The 18,568-nt window shown below is 63.5% G+C and carries 21 protein-coding genes; 12 read left to right on the top strand and 9 right to left on the bottom strand.

Annotated features, from left to right (window positions below):
• Window positions 1–20 precede the first annotated feature (20 nt).
• Window positions 21–1,706, top strand: coding sequence for a thiamine pyrophosphate-binding protein (locus P1M51_RS06270; protein WP_276247327.1), 1,686 nt, complete (start codon window positions 21–23; stop codon window positions 1,704–1,706).
• Here P1M51_RS06270 and P1M51_RS06265 read toward each other — a convergent pair.
• Window positions 1,697–4,246 carry a cation-translocating P-type ATPase gene (locus tag P1M51_RS06265; protein ID WP_276274892.1) on the bottom strand — a complete coding sequence of 850 codons (2,550 nt, stop codon included), beginning with the start codon at window positions 4,244–4,246 and terminating at the stop codon, window positions 1,697–1,699. The genes P1M51_RS06270 and P1M51_RS06265 overlap by 10 nt on opposite strands.
• A gap of 83 nt (window positions 4,247–4,329) precedes the next feature.
• Between P1M51_RS06265 and P1M51_RS06260 the strand changes: the two genes are divergently transcribed.
• Window positions 4,330–5,286 carry an NAD(P)-dependent oxidoreductase gene (locus P1M51_RS06260; protein ID WP_276247325.1) on the top strand — a complete coding sequence of 319 codons (957 nt, stop codon included), beginning with the start codon at window positions 4,330–4,332 and terminating at the stop codon, window positions 5,284–5,286.
• Here the strand turns inward: P1M51_RS06260 and P1M51_RS06255 are convergent.
• The 3 genes from P1M51_RS06255 to P1M51_RS06245 are packed head-to-tail and all read right to left on the bottom strand — an operon-like array spanning window position 5,283 to window position 7,049.
• The gene (locus P1M51_RS06255) at window positions 5,283–5,642 is read right to left on the bottom strand and encodes a cupin domain-containing protein (RefSeq protein WP_276247324.1); all 360 of its coding nucleotides are present in this window, start codon (window positions 5,640–5,642) and stop codon (window positions 5,283–5,285) included. The two genes, P1M51_RS06260 and P1M51_RS06255, sit on opposite strands and share 4 nt — an antisense overlap.
• Before the next feature lie 40 nt (window positions 5,643–5,682).
• Window positions 5,683–6,273 (bottom strand): HD domain-containing protein, encoded by a 591-nt coding sequence (locus P1M51_RS06250; RefSeq protein WP_369685122.1) that lies wholly within the window; start codon window positions 6,271–6,273, stop codon window positions 5,683–5,685.
• Complete coding sequence (locus tag P1M51_RS06245) at window positions 6,270–7,049, bottom strand: EthD domain-containing protein (RefSeq protein ID WP_276274891.1); 780 nt, start codon at window positions 7,047–7,049, stop codon at window positions 6,270–6,272. Before P1M51_RS06245 ends, P1M51_RS06250 begins: the two co-directional genes overlap by 4 nt.
• A 108-nt stretch (window positions 7,050–7,157) precedes the next feature.
• Here P1M51_RS06245 and P1M51_RS06240 point away from each other — a divergent pair, with 108 nt between their 5' ends.
• On the top strand, window positions 7,158–7,994 hold the full coding sequence (locus tag P1M51_RS06240; RefSeq protein WP_276247321.1) for a hypothetical protein: 837 nt from the start codon (window positions 7,158–7,160) through the stop codon (window positions 7,992–7,994).
• A 60-nt stretch (window positions 7,995–8,054) separates the two neighbouring features.
• On the top strand, window positions 8,055–9,329 hold the full coding sequence (locus P1M51_RS06235; RefSeq protein ID WP_369685090.1) for a M24 family metallopeptidase: 1,275 nt from the start codon (window positions 8,055–8,057) through the stop codon (window positions 9,327–9,329).
• Window positions 9,330–9,338: 9 nt separating this feature from the next.
• Here the strand turns inward: P1M51_RS06235 and P1M51_RS06230 are convergent, their stop codons facing one another.
• Window positions 9,339–9,827 (bottom strand): GNAT family N-acetyltransferase, encoded by a 489-nt coding sequence (locus P1M51_RS06230; protein WP_276247319.1) that lies wholly within the window; start codon window positions 9,825–9,827, stop codon window positions 9,339–9,341.
• 78 nt (window positions 9,828–9,905) lie between these two features.
• Here P1M51_RS06230 and P1M51_RS06225 point away from each other — a divergent pair, with 78 nt between their 5' ends.
• Together P1M51_RS06225 and P1M51_RS06220 are read left to right on the top strand one after the other, a co-directional pair.
• Window positions 9,906–10,910: an LLM class flavin-dependent oxidoreductase gene (locus tag P1M51_RS06225; protein WP_276247318.1), complete on the top strand. Its 1,005-nt coding sequence runs from the start codon at window positions 9,906–9,908 to the stop codon at window positions 10,908–10,910.
• Between the two features lie 42 nt (window positions 10,911–10,952).
• Window positions 10,953–11,519, top strand: a complete 567-nt coding sequence (locus tag P1M51_RS06220; RefSeq protein WP_276247317.1) for a class I SAM-dependent methyltransferase — start codon at window positions 10,953–10,955, stop codon at window positions 11,517–11,519.
• Here P1M51_RS06220 and P1M51_RS06215 read toward each other — a convergent pair.
• Both P1M51_RS06215 and P1M51_RS06210 read right to left on the bottom strand, forming a co-directional pair.
• Window positions 11,516–11,977 carry a hypothetical protein gene (locus P1M51_RS06215; protein WP_276247316.1) on the bottom strand — a complete coding sequence of 154 codons (462 nt, stop codon included), beginning with the start codon at window positions 11,975–11,977 and terminating at the stop codon, window positions 11,516–11,518. The genes P1M51_RS06220 and P1M51_RS06215 overlap by 4 nt on opposite strands.
• Window positions 11,978–12,019: 42 nt before the next feature.
• Entirely contained in the window at window positions 12,020–12,475 is a 456-nt protein-coding gene (locus P1M51_RS06210) for an acyl-CoA thioesterase (protein ID WP_276247315.1), read from the bottom strand.
• A 113-nt stretch (window positions 12,476–12,588) separates the two neighbouring features.
• On the opposite strand from P1M51_RS06210, the gene P1M51_RS06205 reads away from it, so the two are divergent.
• The 5 genes from P1M51_RS06205 to P1M51_RS06185 all read left to right on the top strand — a co-directional run bounded on the left by P1M51_RS06205 (window position 12,589) and on the right by P1M51_RS06185 (window position 17,081).
• The gene (locus P1M51_RS06205) at window positions 12,589–13,137 is read left to right on the top strand and encodes a ribbon-helix-helix protein, CopG family (protein ID WP_276247314.1); all 549 of its coding nucleotides are present in this window, start codon (window positions 12,589–12,591) and stop codon (window positions 13,135–13,137) included.
• A gap of 100 nt (window positions 13,138–13,237) precedes the next feature.
• A complete protein-coding gene (locus P1M51_RS06200) occupies window positions 13,238–14,524 on the top strand; it encodes a TraB/GumN family protein (protein ID WP_276247313.1) in 1,287 nt (428 codons plus the stop codon).
• The gene (locus tag P1M51_RS06195; RefSeq protein ID WP_276247312.1) at window positions 14,521–15,117 is read left to right on the top strand and encodes a metalloprotease; all 597 of its coding nucleotides are present in this window, start codon (window positions 14,521–14,523) and stop codon (window positions 15,115–15,117) included. The genes P1M51_RS06200 and P1M51_RS06195 overlap by 4 nt, the downstream gene beginning before the upstream one ends.
• A gap of 51 nt (window positions 15,118–15,168) precedes the next feature.
• Entirely contained in the window at window positions 15,169–16,152 is a 984-nt protein-coding gene (purM, locus tag P1M51_RS06190; RefSeq protein ID WP_276247311.1) for a phosphoribosylformylglycinamidine cyclo-ligase, read from the top strand.
• 32 nt (window positions 16,153–16,184) lie between these two features.
• Window positions 16,185–17,081, top strand: coding sequence for an alpha/beta fold hydrolase (locus tag P1M51_RS06185; protein WP_276247310.1), 897 nt, complete (start codon window positions 16,185–16,187; stop codon window positions 17,079–17,081).
• Here the strand turns inward: P1M51_RS06185 and P1M51_RS06180 are convergent.
• Together P1M51_RS06180 and P1M51_RS06175 are read right to left on the bottom strand one after the other, a co-directional pair.
• The gene (locus P1M51_RS06180; RefSeq protein WP_276247309.1) at window positions 17,078–17,623 is read right to left on the bottom strand and encodes a CBS domain-containing protein; all 546 of its coding nucleotides are present in this window, start codon (window positions 17,621–17,623) and stop codon (window positions 17,078–17,080) included. The two genes, P1M51_RS06185 and P1M51_RS06180, sit on opposite strands and share 4 nt — an antisense overlap.
• A gap of 72 nt (window positions 17,624–17,695) precedes the next feature.
• Window positions 17,696–18,055: a DUF555 domain-containing protein gene (locus tag P1M51_RS06175; RefSeq protein ID WP_276247308.1), complete on the bottom strand. Its 360-nt coding sequence runs from the start codon at window positions 18,053–18,055 to the stop codon at window positions 17,696–17,698.
• Window positions 18,056–18,333: 278 nt separating this feature from the next.
• Here P1M51_RS06175 and P1M51_RS06170 point away from each other — a divergent pair, with 278 nt between their 5' ends.
• Window positions 18,334–18,504, top strand: a complete 171-nt coding sequence (locus P1M51_RS06170) for a hypothetical protein (protein WP_276247307.1) — start codon at window positions 18,334–18,336, stop codon at window positions 18,502–18,504.
• Window positions 18,505–18,568: the final 64 nt, after the last annotated feature.

The raw sequence follows: 18,568 nt of genomic DNA, 5'->3' as shown, positions 1-18,568 counted from the left end.
CCACCACTTTCACTCGCCGAATGAACACCGCAACTCACATCGTCGAAACCCTCGCCGAACTGGACGTCGAATTCGTCTTTGGCTATCCGGGTGGCCGCGTCATCGAACTGTTCGAGGAACTCGGAGACGCGCCCATCGACGTCGTTCGCCCCCGCGACGAACGCGAAGCCAGCGTGATGGCAGAGATGTACGGCCGTCTCACTCGAAAGCCAGGCGTCCTCGCCGGGCAGGGACCGTGGATTGGCAGCCTCGGAGCCATCGGGCAGATGGAGGCCAGACTCGGGTCCTCGCCGATGGTCGTCCTCACGGAGGCCTCAGAGCGTGGTGAGTACTCGACGCTCGCGCCCTACCAGCAGGCCCGCGGGGACTACGGCGGCCTCTCGCTGCCCGACATCCTCGGCGCGATTACGAAAGAACACTGGTTCCCCCGAACCCCGGTAGAAACGCTGCGGAGCGTCCAACTAGCGTTCAAACACGCGACGAGCGGCCGACCCGGTCCGACGGCCGTCATTCTGGACGGAGGGGCAGTTTCGAAGGAGGTTCCCGACGACCCCGTTCCACCGCTCTGGGATGCAGTCGAGCAGACGAAGACGTGGAAATCACAGCCCACGGACGCGGACCTTGACGATGCCGTCTCGGCGCTCGAAGGGGCAGACAGACCGGTCATCGTCGCCGGAAACGGCGTCCACGCCGCAAACGCCTACGAGGAACTCGTCACCGTCGCCGACCGATACGACTGCGCGGTCACCACCTCCTATCTCGGGAAATCGACCATCGCCGAGACCCACCCGCGGGCCGCCGGGGTCATCGGGTCGTTCGGCCACGAGGGAGCCAACCGTGTCGTAAGCGAGGCGGACGTCCTGCTCGTCGTTGGCTCGCGGCTGAATCCGATGGACTCGAACTGGCAGGCCCCGGACTTCATCCGCCCCGACGAACAGACCATCATCCACGCCGACGCGGACACGCGAAACGCCGGCTGGGTGTATCCCGCGGACGTGGGCCTCATCGGGGACGCGAAGGAGACGCTCGCCGCGCTCGCCGCACGCGGGGAAGCAACCGCCGGGTGGGCACTGGAGCGTGCGGAAGAAGCGAGACGCGACTTTACCGCCCCCAAGTGCGAGTCGGATGCCTCTCCCATCAAACCCCAGCGGGCGGTCAAAGAAATCGAACGTGTCGTGGACGCGGACACCATCGTCACCGCGGATTCGGGGAACAACCGCTTCTGGTTGCTCAATTACCTACAGACGCCCGCACCGCGCACCTACTTCGGGAGCGGTGGCGTCGGCGGCATGGGCTGGGCCGGGCCGGCAGCCGTGAGTGCCGCGCTCGCGACGGACAAGCACGTCGTCGCCGTCGCCGGAGACGGCGGGTTCGCCATGACGATGACCTCCATCGAGACGGCCGTCGAGTACGGCGTCGCGCCCACCTACGTCGTGCTCAACGACACGAGCCTCGGCATGGTCCGGGAGATGGACCCAGCGATGCCCGGTGTCGAGTTCCAGGACACCAATTTCGTCGCCGTCGCCGACGCTCTCGGCGGGAACGGGATTCGCGCAACGACGCCCGCGGAACTCAGAGCGGGACTGGAAGCCGGACGAGCGGCCGACCGCCCGACCGTCGTGGACGTGCGCATCGACCGCGAGGAACGGATGGCCGACACGCTCCAGTCGTCGTTCTACGCCAGTGTCGGCGGTCTTCACGAGTGAGTCCGCGCGTCGAATCGCTTGACGAGGAGCGCGACGAGGACGAACAGGACGCCACCCCCCGCGACGGTGACAGCGAGGAGCCGCCAATCCGCAATTGTGAGCCGGACCGTCCCAAAGTACGTGCGAAGCGGGGAGTAGACGACGGCGAGTTGTGCGAGAAGTGACCCTGCTACGGCGAGGAAGAGCCAGAGGTTCACGAACGGTGTCTCGCGCAACCAGCGGACGACGAACAGTTTCACGAATTCGAGAAGGACGAATCCCGTGAACACCATCGTAAGCGCGTAGGGGGTGACGGTGGGTGCGCCATCGAGGACGACCACCATGAGCGCGAGCATGACGAGCGCCGCGGCGAGGCCCGCCCCGCCGAGGAAACCGAGAAGCGGCCGGTCTACGATGCCGGTCGCACTCGCCCGTGGTGTCCGGTCCATCACGTCCTCACCGGGTTCGTCGACGCCGAGAGCGAGTGCGGGCAGGCCGTCGGTGAGGAGGTTGATCCACAGCAACTGGACGGCGGGGAGAATGAGATAGCCCGCGAGCGACGCGACGAACACCAGCACCACCTCCGCGAAATTGGCCGAGAGGAGGTAGGCGACGAACTTCCAGATGTTGTCGAAGACGGCCCTCCCGTTTCGAATCGCGGTGCGAATCGTGGCGAAGTTGTCGTCGAGCAGGACGATGTCGCTGCTCTGGGCGGCCACGTCGGTTCCACGGATTCCCATCGCAACGCCCACGTCAGCCCGTTTGAGCGCGGGTGCGTCGTTGACGCCGTCACCGGTCATGGCGACGACGTGCCCCCGCGCTTGCAGGGCTTCGAGGATGCGAACCTTGTGGGTGGGCGTCGCCCGAGCGAAGACGGCGACGTCGTCGATTCGCTCGGCGAGTGCTTCGTCCGAGAGTGCGTCGAGTTCCGTCCCGTCGAGCGTCGCCCCTCGGAGCCCAATCTGCTTTGCGATGACCGTTGCCGTCGTCCGGTTGTCCCCCGTCACGAGTTTCACGTCGATGCCCGCCCGCTGACAGTCGGCCACCGCTGCGCTCACTTCCGCTCTGGGTGGGTCGAGCATCCCCTGTAATCCGACGAATACGAGCGGACCGTCGTTCGTTCGAGCGGCGAAAGCCAGCACGCGAAGTGCCTGTGCGGCGAACGCCTCTGTCTGTTCGAGGATACGCGCTCGCATCGGTTCGTCGAGGGTGACGATACCGGCCTCGGTGCGGACGTGTGACGCCCGGTCGAGGACCATGCGGGGTGCCCCCTTGACGAACGCCACGTCGTCGTGGACCGTCATCATCTGCTGAGTTTCGGCGGAGAATGGCTGTTCGTCCACTCTCGGATGGGCTTCCCTGACCGCATCGGGGTCGAGACCGTACCACTGGGCCGCAGCGAGCAGTGCCTGTTCGGTTGGGTCGCCCACCGTCTCCGTCGCGTCGTTGCAGACGACGCCGATTTCGAACAACTGGGTGAGTTGCGAATCCGTGACGGCAGGTTCAGAAAGGTCGACGACGCGGTCCGGTACCCAGACTCGACTGACGGTCATCTCACCCTCGGTGACCGTGCCCGTCTTGTCCGTACAGATGACGTCGACCGTTCCGAGCGCTTCCACTGCGGGAAGCGACCGGACGAGCGCGGATTCGCCCGCCATCCGCCGAACGCCGAGCGCGAGGGTGAGGGTGAGGGTCACGACTGCTGGCAATCCCTCCGGGATGGCGGCCACCGCGAGGGACACCGCCGTGAGCCCCGCCTGGACGAGTCCCGTTCCCGCGAGCACCACGAGCAGCGGGGCGAGCAGCGACGACACCAGCAGGATGCCGAGGCCGAGACGACGACCGAGTTCGTCCAGGTCGCGCTGGAGTGGCGTCTGTGGCTCGACGGCAGTCGCGAGCGACCCCGCAATCTGGCCGACTTCGGTTTCCATCCCCGTCGCGACGACGACGGCCTCGGCCCGGCCGCGAGTGACGGTCGTCCCTCGATAGACCATGTTCGACCGTTCTGCGAGGGGCGTGGCGGCGGGAAGTGCGGCCGTCGATTTCTCCACGGGCAGGCTTTCGCCGGTCAGCGCGGCCTCGTCGCAGGCGAGTGCCTGTGCAGCAATCAGGCGGGCGTCCGCGGTAACGGCGTCTCCCTGGGCCAGCAGGAGCACGTCGCCGGGGACGACGTCGGAGGCCGCAATCTGCGTTACTGCTCCGTCCCGGCGCACGACGGCGTCCGGTGCGGCCAACTCACGAAGTGCAAGCAAACTCTGTTCTGCGCGATAGTCCTGAGCGAACCCAAACACACCGTTGGCCCCGACGATGATGGCGATGAGCAGGGCGTCGATGGCATTTCCGATGGCCGCTGACAACGCCGCCGCGAGGAGCAAAACGAGAATGAGCGGGCTTCGAAACTGCGCGAGGAGAATCGTGAGTGGCGCTCGCCCCGACGTATCTACGAGGCGGTTCGGGCCATGAGACGTGAGTCGGCGCGCGGCCTCCTCGCTCGCTAACCCCGTCGACCTGCCATCGAGGGCAGAGAGCGTTTCCTCGACCGTCGAATCGTGGCCCACCACACACTACTGTTCGTCAGACTGATAGATAGGCGTAGCGTCGGCCACGGCAACGTTTTTCGCAATTCCGTACATCGTTCGTGACAATGGCAGAAACGGTACTCGTCACCGGCGGCACCGGCTTCATCGGGGCGTACGTCGCCCAGGACCTCGTCCACGCAGGCCACGACGTGGTCGCGTACGACCTCTCGACAGACACGACTCGTCTCGCAAAACTCGGCGTCGCAGACGACGTGACGGTGGTTCGCGGCGACGTGACCGACCCGACCGCTGTGGTCCGAGCGGTCAAAGAGTCGGGCGCGACCCGCATCGTCCACCTCGCCGCGCTGCTCACGACGGCCGCGGAGGCCGACCCGCGCGCCGCGATGGACGTGAACATCCAGGGGACGAACAACATCTTCGAGGCCGCTCGCACGCTCTCAGACCAGGTCGAGCGCGTCGCGTGGGCCTCCAGCGCCGCTGCCTACGCTCCGCCGAGCAACTACGGCGAGTGGGTGACCGAAGACGACCTCATTTACCCCGACACCCTCTACGGCGCGACGAAGGCGTACAACGAACACCAGGCGAAGGTGTATCTGGAGGGGTTCGGCGTCTCGCACGTCGCCCTGCGCCCGACGGTGGCCTACGGTCCCTACCGCGAAACCGGTGGCTCTGCGTTCCTCGCGCAGATGATAGAGCGCCCCGCCCTCGGTAAGTCCTTCGCGGTCGAATACGGCGACCAAATAATCGACTGGCAGTACGTTCGCGACATCGCCCAAGCCTTCAGACTCGCCGCGTTTGCGCCGGACGAAGACCTCACTCAGCGCGTCTACAACGTCCGCGGGCAACTCGCCACGATTCGCGAGGCAGCAGACGTGGTGAAGACGGTCATTCCGGACGCAGACCTCTCTGTCTCAGACGAGGGCGAACTGCCGTGGACGCAAGTGCTGGACATGACCAAAGCCCAGCAGGACCTCGGCTACGACCCCGAGTACGACCTCGAAACCGGGATTCGAGAGTACGTGAACGTGCTGCGCGAGGAAGAGGGGCTGGAACCGCTCTAATCTTCGTTCAACACGATTCCGTCGTCTTTGACGTTCGGCGCACCGACGATGAACACTTCACCGGGTTTCACGCAAACGAGTTGGCGGATTTCTTCGGGTGAGACGACGACGATGTCGCCCGCATTCAGTTCCTCCGTCTCCGTTTCGTAGCGCATCTCGAACGTCCCGCTCAGGACGTGGTAGAGTTCCTCTTGGGTCTTCTGCTTGTGACGGTTCAGCCAGTCGCCCTGCTCGAACACCCAGACGTTCGGGCGCATCTTCTGGGGACGAAGTTCGTAGCCGACGGCTTTCAGGCGAGGGGATTCTTCGCCGACCTCACGGACGTCGATTTCGTCGAGGTTGACCTTCGCGTGCATACCCACTCCTTCGCCGCCTTCCGCCAAAAAATCGTGCCCGCTACTCCTGAGTCTGGGAGTACTGCTTGACCCACTCTTTGAGACTAATCCCCATCTCCGCCTGCGTGATGGCGTTCGAGGACGCCGAATTCGCGCTTTTGACGAGTTCGGCCTCCATCGTCCGCTTTGGAATTTCGCCGATGAAGTGCGGGATGGCTCGTTGCACCTCGAGTGGGACGCCGACTTCGTGGGCCAGCGCGTACCCGGACATCGAGTGTGGAATCTCCTCGGTGACGTAGGTGGGGTCGGGGTCGGTCAGGTCGTCGTCCACGTGCGCGACGTACTCGTAGCACTTGCCCACGTCGTGGAGCAGGCAGGCGGCGCGAATCACGTCGAAGTCGGGGTCTGCGTCGTGGAAATCCCGCTGTATTTCCGCGCTCGCGACGGCGATTTTGACCACGCCGCGGGTGTGGTCGACGTTGCTCACCTCGTGGATGTTCCACGCGTAGGGGAGGTCGTCGATGTCGCGCCACCCGCCGCGTTCTAAGCCCCGAGACCACGCTTCGACCACTTTCTGGCGGAGGTCTTCGTCCAGAATCTCCGCCACCTCCGGGAACGCCTCCCTGACCTGCGCCTCGCGGTCCATCGTCAGTCCCTCGTCTCGTCTTTCTGGACCGTCTCTTTGCCGATGAAGCGCGGGCGGTCGCCAATCGAGAGGAAGTTGTTCACGTCCTCACGCGCTTCTTTTGCCTTCCCCTTCGCCGGGTCGTAGTCCCGCGAGCCTTCGCTGCCGAGGGCGTCGTGGAGGGCGTCGAGGTCGTCGAAATAAAGTTCAGCCACGCCGTCGAATTCGGCGTTCTCGGGGTCGGTCGGCAGGATGGTGTCGTACTTGACGACGCCCTCAATCTCCCGGGCAATTGGCGTGTGGTTGTTCTGCCAGTGGTCGACGAACTCCTCGTGGGTCATCCCGTCTTTGCGCACGAGGAACGCAGAGTGCTTGTAGAGGCCGTCTGTGTCGCCCCCAACGTCGTCTCGCTGGGTGACGACCTCGCCGATGAACCGCGGGCGACGGTGGATGTTGAGGAAGTTGTCCGCGTCATCGGAATCGTAGATTCCGATTGGCTCACGAGACCCTACTGGAGTCTCGTGAACGTCCTGTCGGGCTTCCTTCGCTTTACCTTTCGCCGGGTCGTAATCCCGCGAACCCTCGCTCCCGAGGGCGTCGTGGAGAGCGTTTAAATCCTCGAAGTAGAGTTCTGCGAGGCCGTCGAACTCGGCGGCTTCGGGCGTGACGGGGAGCACGGTGGCGTACTTCACGACGCCTTCGATTTCGCGGGCGATGGGGACGTGGTTCGTCTGCCAGTAATCGACGAACTCCTCGTGGGTCATCCCCGCTTTCCGGACGAGCAACGCGACGTGTTTGTACATACGCACAGCAGACTCGGGTTATCACAATAAAACGTGAGGTACTGGCCGCGACTGGGTGTGGATGCCGTGGGTTCTACGGTTAAGCCCCTGCCCATCGAATATCGGGATATGAGCCGTTCTGCGTACCTGTCGGTCCTCCTTGGCCTGCTGATGGTTCTTGGAGGGTGTTCTGGGGGCATTATCGACGGGCAGACGACTGGGGGAAACGGTGACACCACGACAGCGACGACGACGCAACTGGGGGACCCGTACACGGCATCGGGCGACGAACTGGACGCCGCAACGCTCGTCTCCGACCATGAGACGGCGTTGACCGACGCTGGGAGTTTCACCAACCAGCTCAACATCACGCTCGAGACGACCGACGGCAATCTCGACCTCTGGACGACGACGCGGGCCGACCTGACGGCGGAGCAGGCCCTCCGGACGAACCGTCTCGTGTTCGAGGAATTCGTCATCGAGACGGCGGTGTACACGACGGGTAACCGTTCCTTCGAGCGGAACTACTTCCTGTCGAACGACTCTGAGGTGACCGAATACGGGCAGGGCAGTGACCCCTACGACGACCCCGAAGGACCAGACCCGGTCAACGTATCTGAGGCGATGCAACTCGAAATCGTTCGAGATACCGTCGATGGCGCGACGTGGACCCAGCAGGGCGTAGAGGAGTTCGGCGGCGTCTCCGTCACGCGCTACGAGGCGCGTGGCGTCGAGAGTTTCCGCGACCTGCAAGAGGACGTCGACCCATCGACGAACCAGACGTTCACGAACGCAGAGGCGGTGTTGCTGGTCGACGAAGACGGCATCGTTCGGTATCTCGAAATCGTCTTCGAAGTCGAGGACGACGATGGGCAGGGACGCATCTTCGTCACTTCGACGATTACGGGTGTCGGCGAGACCACCGTCGCGGAACCCGACTGGACCGACCGAGCGCGGAACAACTGAAAGGGACGTGCCACCTGTCCGGCGCGAAGTTTCTTCACGGTCGTTGGTGTTTGATGCAGTATGACGCGTTACCGTCGAGATTTTATGGAGGGGACCCGCGGCACGCAAGCCGTCGATTGGGAAGACCGCATCAACACCCAGCGACTGCGTGAAGAGCGCCACGCGCGCGCCGTCGAGCAACTCAACGAAGCCGGACTCGGGAGCATGCTGCTCATCGACGACCCGAACGTCCGGTACGTGACCGGCCTCGCCATGACGGGCGGCAGCGGTGCAGACCACTACACGCTCCTCACCGAGGACGGGTCGGTCGTCCACTGGGACACCGCAGACCACGCGAGCAACCAGCGGTTCAACTGCTCGTGGTTGGACGACATCCGCTACGCCTGCCCCGGCCTCGGGAACGTTCCGCGTGCCTCGGGCAGTCCCTCGGCCCGCCGATTCTTGCTCGACACCATGGCGGAAACCGTCGTGGAGGCGATGGAAGAGTACGGCGTCGCAGACCAGCCGATGGGTATCGACGTGGCAAATGGCGGCCTCGTTGCCGCGTTCGAGGACCGCGACGTGCAGGTGGAAGCCGAGAAGTGCGCCCGGGCGATGGAAACGGCCCGGAAGACGAAGACGAAAGACGAAATCGAGTGTCTGCGACAGGTCGCAGCCATCTGCGAGGCTGGCTTCCAGAAAATCAAGGAGGTCGCTCGCCCCGGGATGCGCGAATCCGAAGTGTGGGGCGAGGCGGTCCGCGAACTCTGGCGACACGGCGCGTTCGTCGGCGGGGGTTACCTGACCTCCGGGCCGAACACCTGGCCGAAACACCAGGCGAACACCACCGACCGCATCCTCCGGCCTGGCGACCTCGTGTACGCCGATTTCTACAACATCGGCTATCTCGGCTACCGGTCGTGTTACTACCGGACGTTCTCGCTCGGGGAACCGACGAAGAAACAGGAGGAGGCCTACGAACTCGCGCGGTCGAACCTCTACGCCGTCTTAGACCGCATCGAACCCGGCGCGACCACAGACGAGGTGTGCAAGGGTTTCCCCGACATGGAAGGCGAGCACGCAGACTGGTACGGCGCGACCGACCACTGGCAAATGACGACGAACCACTGGGCTCACGGTCTCGGCCTCCAACTCTACGAAGTGCCACTCATCTGGCGGGGCATCTCCGAAGACCACCCCATCGAACTCGAAGAGGGTATGACGATGGCAGTCGAAACGCAGGAACCGGCCGAGCGCCAGGGCGTGCGCCTAGAGGAGATGGTCGTCGTCAGAGAAGACGGCGTCGAGATTCTGAGTCAATGGCCGTCTGACGAAATTACCGTCATCGACTACTGAGACGCCAACTCAGTGGCGGTGGAGGACGTAGACGGATTCGGGGTACGGCTCCCCGCCGATGTACGTCTCGCTCTCGCTTTCGAGGCTGAAGCCGTAATCTTCGTAGAACGAGTTTCCGAGGTTGTTGTCCTTGAGCACCATCGCTCGCACGAGGTCCACCCCTCGGTCGAACAGTTCGTTGACGGCGCTCTGGAGGAGGGCCGTGCCCACGCCGCTCCGGCGGGCGTCAGGATGAACGTACAGCCGGAGGATGTCACCCTCGTCGTGGTTCCAGAGCGCGTGGACGAAGCCTTCGACCGCCCCGTCGTCCGTCTTCACCAGCATCACCGTATCTGTCCGCTCCAGTTCGCCCCTGATGGTGGCGGGGTCGTACCAGTCGGCCACGCCTGCGCTGACCGTCTCACGGCTCAGAATCGTCGGATAATCCGTCTCCCAGGAGGCCTGTGCGACTGCCAGTATCCCCTCGGTGTCGTCCGGCATCGCCGCCCGTACTGTCATGTGTGTGCATACCACTGGTGGCCGATTAGGTGTTTCGTCGAAGCCACACCTATGTGGGTCGCTCGCGTGGGTCGGCGTATGCAGATTGGCACGGGCCTGTTCACCTGCCAGCACCGCCCCGACGACGACCGGTCTCGACGCGACCTCTATCAGGAGCTGCTCACGCTCGGACGCGCCATCGAGGACGCGGGTCTCGCGAGCGCGTGGGTCTCGGAACACCATTTCACCGACGACGGGTACCTCTCAGGAACGATGCCAGCGCTCGGCGCGCTCGCTGCAACCACCGAATCCATCGACATCGGAACCTGCATTGCCCTCGCGCCGCTCTACGACTCGGTTCGACTCGCGGAAGACGCGGCCACCGTCTCGCTGCTTTCTGGCGGTCGTCTCTCGCTCGGGATGGCCGTCGGCTACGTAGACGACGAGTTCGACCGCTTTGGCGTACCGAAAGAAGAGCGGACCGCCCGCCTCGAAGACGCCGTTCGGGTCCTGCGCGGGGCGTGGTCCGAGGGGCCACTCGACTTCGAGCCGGAATTTCACGATGCGCCCGCCGATACGCTGGTGACGCCGAAACCGGAATCCCAACCGCCCATCTTGCTCGGCGGGAAGGCGAAACCGGCCGTCAGGCGAGCGGCGCGCATCGCCGACGGCTGGATTGCCCCCTCCTCGCTCTCCATCGACGGAGTGCGCGTCCGTCAGCAGGACATCCACGAAATCCGTGAGAAAGAGGGGATTGATGGCGAGTTCACGACCTACCTCATCCAGCACGGGTTCGTCGCCGACTCGAAAGAAGAAGCGTGGGAGACGATGAAAGACGGCTACCTCTACCTCCAGCGCAAGTACGCCGAATGGGGGTCCGGGGAGTCCATTCCAGAACTGCCAGCAGCCCGCGTAGAGAAACTCAAAGCACAGGCCATCTTCGGCACGCCCGCGGACGTGATAGACCAGCTCGAACCGTACCGCGAGGCGCTCGGCGACGACGTGCACTTTATCTTCCGAACGTACTATCCCGGCATCGGGACCGACGCGATGGTCGAGTGCGTAGAGCGCCTCGGGGACGAGGTCGTGCCCCACTTCGCCTGACCGCGCACCTAGCCTTTTGCGCTCGCCGCTCGTAGGTCGTCCATGGGGTTTCACACCTACGACGTAGACCGCGCTGACGCGCTCGAAGACGACTCGCGCTATCGATACGTCTCGGTCGAGGAACTGCTCGGCATGATCGACCCGAGTTCGAAGATGGTCGTCGCCGACCTCGGCAGCGGCACCGGCTTCTACACCGACCACGTCGCGCCCTACGTCGGGAAGGTGTACGCCGTGGACGTCCAGGAGGCGATGCACGACATCTACCGTGAGAAAGGTGCGCCGAAAAACGTGGAGTTCGTCACGGCTGAAATCGCGGACCTGCCGTTCGACGACGAACTGCTCGACGTGGCGTTCTCGACGATGACCTACCACGAGTTCGCAGACGACGCGGCGCTCGCGGAAGTTCACCGCGTGCTCCGCCCCGACGGGAAGTTCGTCGTCGCAGACTGGAGCGCGAGCGGGGAGGGCACAGACGGCCCGCCGGTCGGCGAGCGCTACTCGCTCGCCGACGCGAAGGAACACCTCGAAGCCGCCGGATTCGACCTCCCGTTCGCGAGTGAGCGAATCGAGACGTTCGTGTTCGTCGCGACGAAGAAAAAGAAGAACTAGCTGAAGTCGGGGAGGTCTTCGGGCGCTTCGTATTCTGCCTCCCAATCTACGTACTCGTCTTTGAGTACGTCGCTCACGATTTGCCCGAGTTCGGTGAGTCCCGCGTTTATCGCAGACACGTCACCCCACGAGGTAAGGTTGGGGTGGAGCTTTCGTTCCTTCCAGTTCTCCGGCAGGCCGGGTGCGTGGTAGCCGACTCTGTTGGCAAAATCGTCCCAGAAGAAATCGAAATCAGCGATGAGGTCTAAGTCCTCGACGATGCCGAATTGTTTGCTGCTGACATCCGTGTGCTCGGCCCATTCGTTGAACGACCGTTCCCACGCGCCTTCGTCTAAGAACTCCTGTAACTCCTCGCGGCGGTAGTCCTGTGACCCGAACACTTCGACGTCTTCGTAACTCTCGACGTCGGTGTTCGAGACGATGCGGGGAGCGGGTGGGGCGTCGATGTCGAGACTCATAGGGAGAGATATGGCAGAGAGACCGATAAAACCGCAGGCCTCCTAGGTGCTCGCGTTCATCTCGGCTTCGGCGTTGAGCGCCTCTTCGAGCAGGCGTTCGCCATCCGTGGTCGCTACCTCCAGTTTCGGCACTTCCGTCGGCGTATGGTGGTCGTCGATGGCGACGTAGACGAAGAACGACTCTGTGGTGAGTTCCGTCTCGCCGGTGAGGGGGTCTTCCCGGTAGGCCCGAAGGCGGACCCGGACGCTGGTTCGCCCGGCCTTGTAAACGTAGGCGCGGATGAGCGCGGTTTCGCCGAGGGGAATCGGCCGGTGGAAGTTCACCTGGTCCATGCGGGCGGTAACGCACGTTTCGCCGGCGAAGCGCATCGCGGACATCGCGCCGACTTCGTCCATCCACTTCATGACGTTCCCCCCGTGGGCGATTTCGTAGTTGTTGGTGTGGTTCGGGAGGATGAGTTCGCGATTCTCGATGTAGGTTTCCATCAACGTGGGCATAGTCGCCAGTTTCTGGGGCAGGAAAAAGAGTCTGCTGTCTGGGCACACGGCGTGAATTCAGGGTATTGACACGAGCCGTGACCTTTACCGCACTCCGCCGCGAGTGTGCGTGTATGTCACATGACAGGGTGACAGTTTCGCTGGACACCGACGCCCGGGCGGCGTTAGAGGACTTGACCAGTCGCACCGGTGTGGGACAGAGTGAGGTTGTTCGACGGGCGCTTACCTTCTACGCGGCGAATTTTCAGGTCGCGACGATGGACACGAGTGCGAACCTACAGGATTATCACAAGATGCTCGCTGGTGGTGAACACGCGCTGCTCGACATCGACTTCCTGCACTGCTTTCTCGACTACGTCGAGGAAGAAAACGGAGAACCCGACCCAGAGTTTCTCGCAGACGCAGACAGGGTCTCAGATTACCACGCCCACGAATACGTGGGAAAGTTCGACGACCTCGGCGAACTGCTCGAATGGCTGTCGCTCTGTGGATTTCTCACGGTACGTCGCAGCGAAGAGAACACCTACCACGTCGTCTACCCATCCGAACAGCTCCGTTGGTTCATGACACGGTTCGTCGAACGGAGCAGCGTCAACCTCCCGTTCTCCATCGAGATAGAGGAGGGACTGACCAAAGTACTGATGACAGAAACACCCAAGTGAACACCTCGACTCGCTGTGGCGACCGACGTCGCCCTGTATTCTCTGCTGCTGCGTCGAAAAGTCCGACAACGGTAAAAGCTACGCCCCTGTATCTGCGGTGATGAGTGAGACCGCGGAGTCGGCTCCCACGGAGGGCAGCGTGCGCGTCGTGGGGACCGCCCACGTCTCCGCCGACAGCGTAGACGAAGTTCGGGAGGTCATCGACGAGGAGCGACCCGACGTGGTCGCCGTCGAACTCGACGAGGGACGCTATCGCCAGCTCAAGGGCGAAACGCCCGACGACCTGGACGCGAGCGACCTCCTGCACGGCAACACGGTGTTTCAATTTCTCGCCTACTGGCTCCTTTCGTACATTCAGACCCGGATGGGCGAACGCTTCGACATCAAGCCCGGCGCGGACATGATGGCCGCAGTCGAGACGGCGGAGTCGCTGGGCATCAACGTCGCGCTCGTCGACCGCGACATCCAGGTCACCATCCAGCGCTTCTGGGCGCGGATGACCTTCTTCGAGAAACTAAAGATGCTCTGGCAGTTGACTATCGGGCTCGCCGGCTTCGGCGAGGAAGCGGACGACATCGACATGAACGACCTGACGAACGCGGACGTCGTCTCCGCGATGATGGCCGAGTTCCGCCGGTTCTCGCCGGGCGGGGCCGAGGCGCTCATCGACGAGCGCGACGCCTTCATCGCTCACCGCCTCGTGGCCCTTCGCCAGCAGGGCTTCGACGTGGTCGCAATCGTCGGCGCGGGCCACCGCGAAGGCATCCTCGGCTACCTCGAAAATCCGGGAACGCTTCCACCGATGGAGAGCCTCGTCGGAACCCAGAAGAAGCGATTCTCGGTCTACAAGCTGTTCGGCTACCTGTTCACCCTCGGCTTCCTCGTGTTCTTCCTCCTGCTCGCGATGGCCGGGGTGCGAAACGACTTCCTGCTCGAACTGTTCGTCGCCTTCTTCCTCGTGAACGGCATCTTCTCGTTCGCCCTCGCGAAGATCGCGGGCGCACACTGGTCGAGCGCGACCGTCGGCGGCGCGGTCGCGTGGATGACGAGCATCAACCCGCTGCTCGCTCCTGGGTGGTTCGCCGGCTACGTCGAACTGCGCTACACTTCAGTCAACATCAGCGACATCGGCAAATTGAACGAGATTCTCGCAGACGAGGAGAGTCCACTCGGCGACCTCTGGGACCGGATGCGGGCCGTCCCGCTCTTCAGGCTCATCCTCATCGTGGCGATGACGAACATCGGGAGCATGATTGCGAGCGGACTGTTCGCCTTCGTCATCCTGCCGTACATGGCGGCTGACGTGGGCGGCATCGACGGCGTCGTGCAGTTGATGGTACAGGGCGCACAGAACAGCGCAGACCTCATCGTGAGACAGTTTACATGAAATTCAGCACGAAAGAAGTCCAGGACCTCGTCGTCGCATGGATCGCCCTCGGCGTGGCGTTTACGTTCTTCCTCGCAGGGCCGGGAATCGTCCAGTCGCCACAACTGCTGGTCGTCATTGGGGTGAGCATGCTGACCGTGGGCATCGGCTTCCTGCTCCACGAACTCGCCCACAAGGTGACGGCCATTCGGTTCGGGCAGGTCGCCGAGTTCCGTGCCGATTACGGGATGCTCTTGCTCGCGGTGGGCGCGGGCCTCGCGGGCTTCCTGTTCGCCGCGCCGGGTGCGGTGTATCACGGCGGGCGAAACATCACGAAACGCGAAAACGGCCTCATCGCGCTCGCCGGGCCGGTGACGAACCTCCTGCTCGCGGCAGTGTTCGCCCCGCTCGCCTTCGGTCTCTCGGGCGCGCTCGGCTACGTCGGCCAACTCGGCCTGACCATCAACCTCCTGCTTGCGGGGTTCAACATGCTGCCCTTCGGTCCACTCGACGGCAAGAGCGTCTTTCGCTGGAGCAAAATCGTCTTCATCGTGTTCTTCCTGCCGAGTGCTGCGCTCGCGCTCCTCGCGCTGTTCCGCTTTGGCCTGACCTGACCGGGCAGAAGAACCGGAGTCCTTTTCCTTCCATCTAACCCGCTCTCAGGCATGACCGACGAGGACGACGACCAACTCACGTACTCGAAGGCGGGCGTGGACATCGACGCGAGCGAACAGGCGACAGCGGCCCTCATCGGCGCAGTGGGCGACATGGCCGGCGACTACGCCGGCGTCGTCGACATCGGCGACCGCTATCTCGGCCTCGCCACTGACGGCGTAGGGACGAAACTCCTCGTCGCGGAGGTGCTCGGCGATTACTCCACCATCGGCATCGACTGCATGGCCATGAACGCGAACGACCTCGTGGCCGCGGGCATCGAACCCGTCGCATTCGTCGATTATCTCGCCATCGACGTGCCCGACGACGAGATTGCAGAACAGATCGGACGCGGCCTCGCCGAAGGCGCGAAACAGGCGGGCGTGGCGCTCGTCGGCGGCGAAACCGCCGTGATGCCCGACGTCATCAAGGGCCTGGACCTCGCCGGAACCTGCGCCGGCCTCGCATCGAAAGACGCGATGTTCCCCGGCGAAGCCGAAGTCGGCGACGCGCTCGTCGGCTTCCCCTCCTCGGGCGTCCACTCGAACGGACTCACCCTCGCCCGGACGGCGGCGACCCGCCGCCACGACTACGCGGACCCCTTCCCCGGCGACGAATCGAAGTCCGTGGGCGAGGTTCTGCTCACGCCGACGCGCATCTACGCCGACATCCTCCCCGCACTTCGCGAGAACCACACCCACGCCGCGGCCCACGTCACCGGTGGCGGGTGGACGAACCTGACGCGGATGGGTGACCACCACTACGAAATCACGGACGATTTCGACCCACAGCCGGTGTTCGAATTCATCCAGAAGGAGGGCAAGGTCGCAGACGAAGAAATGTACAAGACGTTCAACATGGGGACTGGATTCGTCGTCGCGCTCGCCGAGGAAGACGCAGAAACCCTCGTCGAAGCCACCGAGGACGGCCGCATCATCGGCCACGTCGAAGCGGGTGAGGGAACCGTCTCGATTCGCGGACTGACGCTCGACTAGGTTCTTCCGCCAACGTCGCGTTTGTTCTCACGATGGCTACAGATGCCTCGCTGCTCCCATCGGTTCCCTCCCTCTCCTCCGAGTTCCGCGACGTAAACGGCGTCCAGTTGCACATCGTCACCGCCGGACCGGAAGACGGCCCGCACGTTCTCCTCCTCCACGGCTTTCCCGACTTCTGGTACGGGTGGCGCGAACAGATTCCTGCGCTCGTCGATGCCGGCTACCGCGTCCTCGTTCCCGACCAGCGCGGGTACAATTTGAGCGAAAAACCCCGCGGGTCCCGCCAGTACGTCGTCTCCGAACTCGTCGCCGACGCGATGGCGCTTGTTCGCTCTGCGGGCGCGGACGCGGCCCACGTCGTCGGCCACGACTGGGGCGGTGGCGTCGCCTGGGAACTCGCCGCCCGCCATCCAGAGTCCGTAGAGACCCTCTCGATTATCAACGCGCCCCATCCACGGGTGTTCGCGATGTCGTGGCTCACGAACCCGCGCCAGTTGGCCCGAAGTTGGTACATCTTCGCCTTCCTCCTCCCGGGCCTCCCGGAGCATGCGCTGGTGCGTCGCGGCCAGGAGAACCTCGGACGCATTCTCATCAGCAGTGCGAATCCCGAATCCGTCCATCCAGACGCCCTCGACCACTATCACGAGGCGTGGAGTAGACCACGGGCGCTCACGGCGATGTTGAACTGGTATCGGGCGATGCCTCTAGAGGGCGGTCTTCCTTCACAGGCGTCGATTCGGCCGCCGACCCTTCTTTGCTGGGGTGAGCAGGACATCGCGCTGGACCCGGAATTAGCGACAGAAAGCCTCCAGTACTGCGTCGATGGCGACCTGCGGCGGTTCCCGTCGGGGAGCCACTGGGTCCACTGGGACGACCCTGCAGGTGTAAACGAGGCGCTGCTCGCCCACCTGGGAAAAGAGCGCGCTTAGCTCAGGTGAGCGGCGATGTCGGCTTCGGTGACGATGCCGACCATCTGCCCGGAGTCGATGACGATGACGGCGTCGTGGTGGTTGAGGTGGTTGTCGATTTCGTCGAGCGTCGCGTCCGGCGTCACGGTGGTGATGGACTCGCGCATGACCTCGGAGACGGGGAGGTCTGCGGCATTATCGGTGTCGCCGAACTTGCGGATGTCGGAGTTGCTGATGAGGCCAACCGGGTAGCCGTCGCGAATGACGGGCAGCTGTGAGAAGCCGGCTTCGATCATGCGTTCGATCGCGTTGCGGACGCTGTCGTCGGGGCCGATGCTGATGACGTCCTCGTGCATCAGGTCCGCCGCACGGAGGATGCCACCCTCTGCTTCCTGCAGGGCGTTGACGATGCGACGCAGGGTCGAGAGGCGAGGGTCTACGTCCCCGCCTTCGATGCGCGCGATGAGTGGCTGTGACACCCCGGCCCGGTTCGCGAGTTCGCTTTGCGTGAGGCCCAGTCCGGTGCGTCGTTCCCGGAGGTCCGCTGGGGTCGGCAGTTCCATACGAGAAATTACTATGGGTTATGAGAAAAACCTTCGGTTATCAACAGGGGTGAAAACTGCGCTGAGAAGGGATTACTGTTCGTCTTCGGTATCCAGTTCGAACGTCTCGATGACGTTGAGTGGAACGTCGCGGAGGGCACCGCCGACTTCGCTTTTGGCGATGCGCTGGGCGTGTTCGACGCTGTCCGCGTTGAACACCTTCATCTCGAGGAGGAGTCCGACGAGTGCCGTGTTCGCGGCGACGAACGCCGAATCGAACGGCTCGTCACAGGCCGGACACCCGGTCACGCCGACCTCGACCTCGACGTAGTCCATGTTCTTCTGGTTCAGTCGCTTACCGGCTTCGCTGACCGCGACGCCGATGGCGTCGTCGATCTGCTGGACGTCTCTGACCAACCAGGCTGCTTCCATCGCGACCAAATAATCGCTCATACCCGTACTCCGTCCCGAGGGGTTTGAAGGGTTATGATTTCCTCGCGGCCCGCGCACGCTACCGAGATAATTCTCATAACTTATGGATAGGGCCGAGATTGCTCACGACTCCGCGATAGAAATCTCGGTCGTGTGACCCAATTTTGTTGGTTCGAAATCAAGTTAGATTGAATCGCATGCAGGCGTTCCAGTGGCCCGTGCACACACCCCACAAAGCAGTTCCAATCCGTGGAGAAAGTTTATATACACCCATATCGGCACCATCGACCGAAGACGAAATGAACCGCCTGTATCGCGCAAGTCTGTTGGCCCTGTACAACCTGAGTATCTTCACCGGCATCCTCCTCCTGCCACTCGCCCTCGCCGCGCGCCGCGTGGGCATCCCGCTTCCCATCCACCGCGTCATCGACCGGCTGGGAGCGGCCTACGACAGCACGAGCGACGAGTAAGGACCCGGACGCCTTTTTAATAGCCCTCACGGTGAGCGCCGCCGCTAAACCGGAAGCCACCGGG

The organism is Haladaptatus sp. QDMS2 (assembly GCF_029338295.1).
Lineage (GTDB): Archaea > Halobacteriota > Halobacteria > Halobacteriales > Halococcaceae > QDMS2.
The sequence above is the reverse complement of the archived record's forward strand: the minus strand, read 5'-3'. Positions and strand labels throughout refer to the sequence as shown.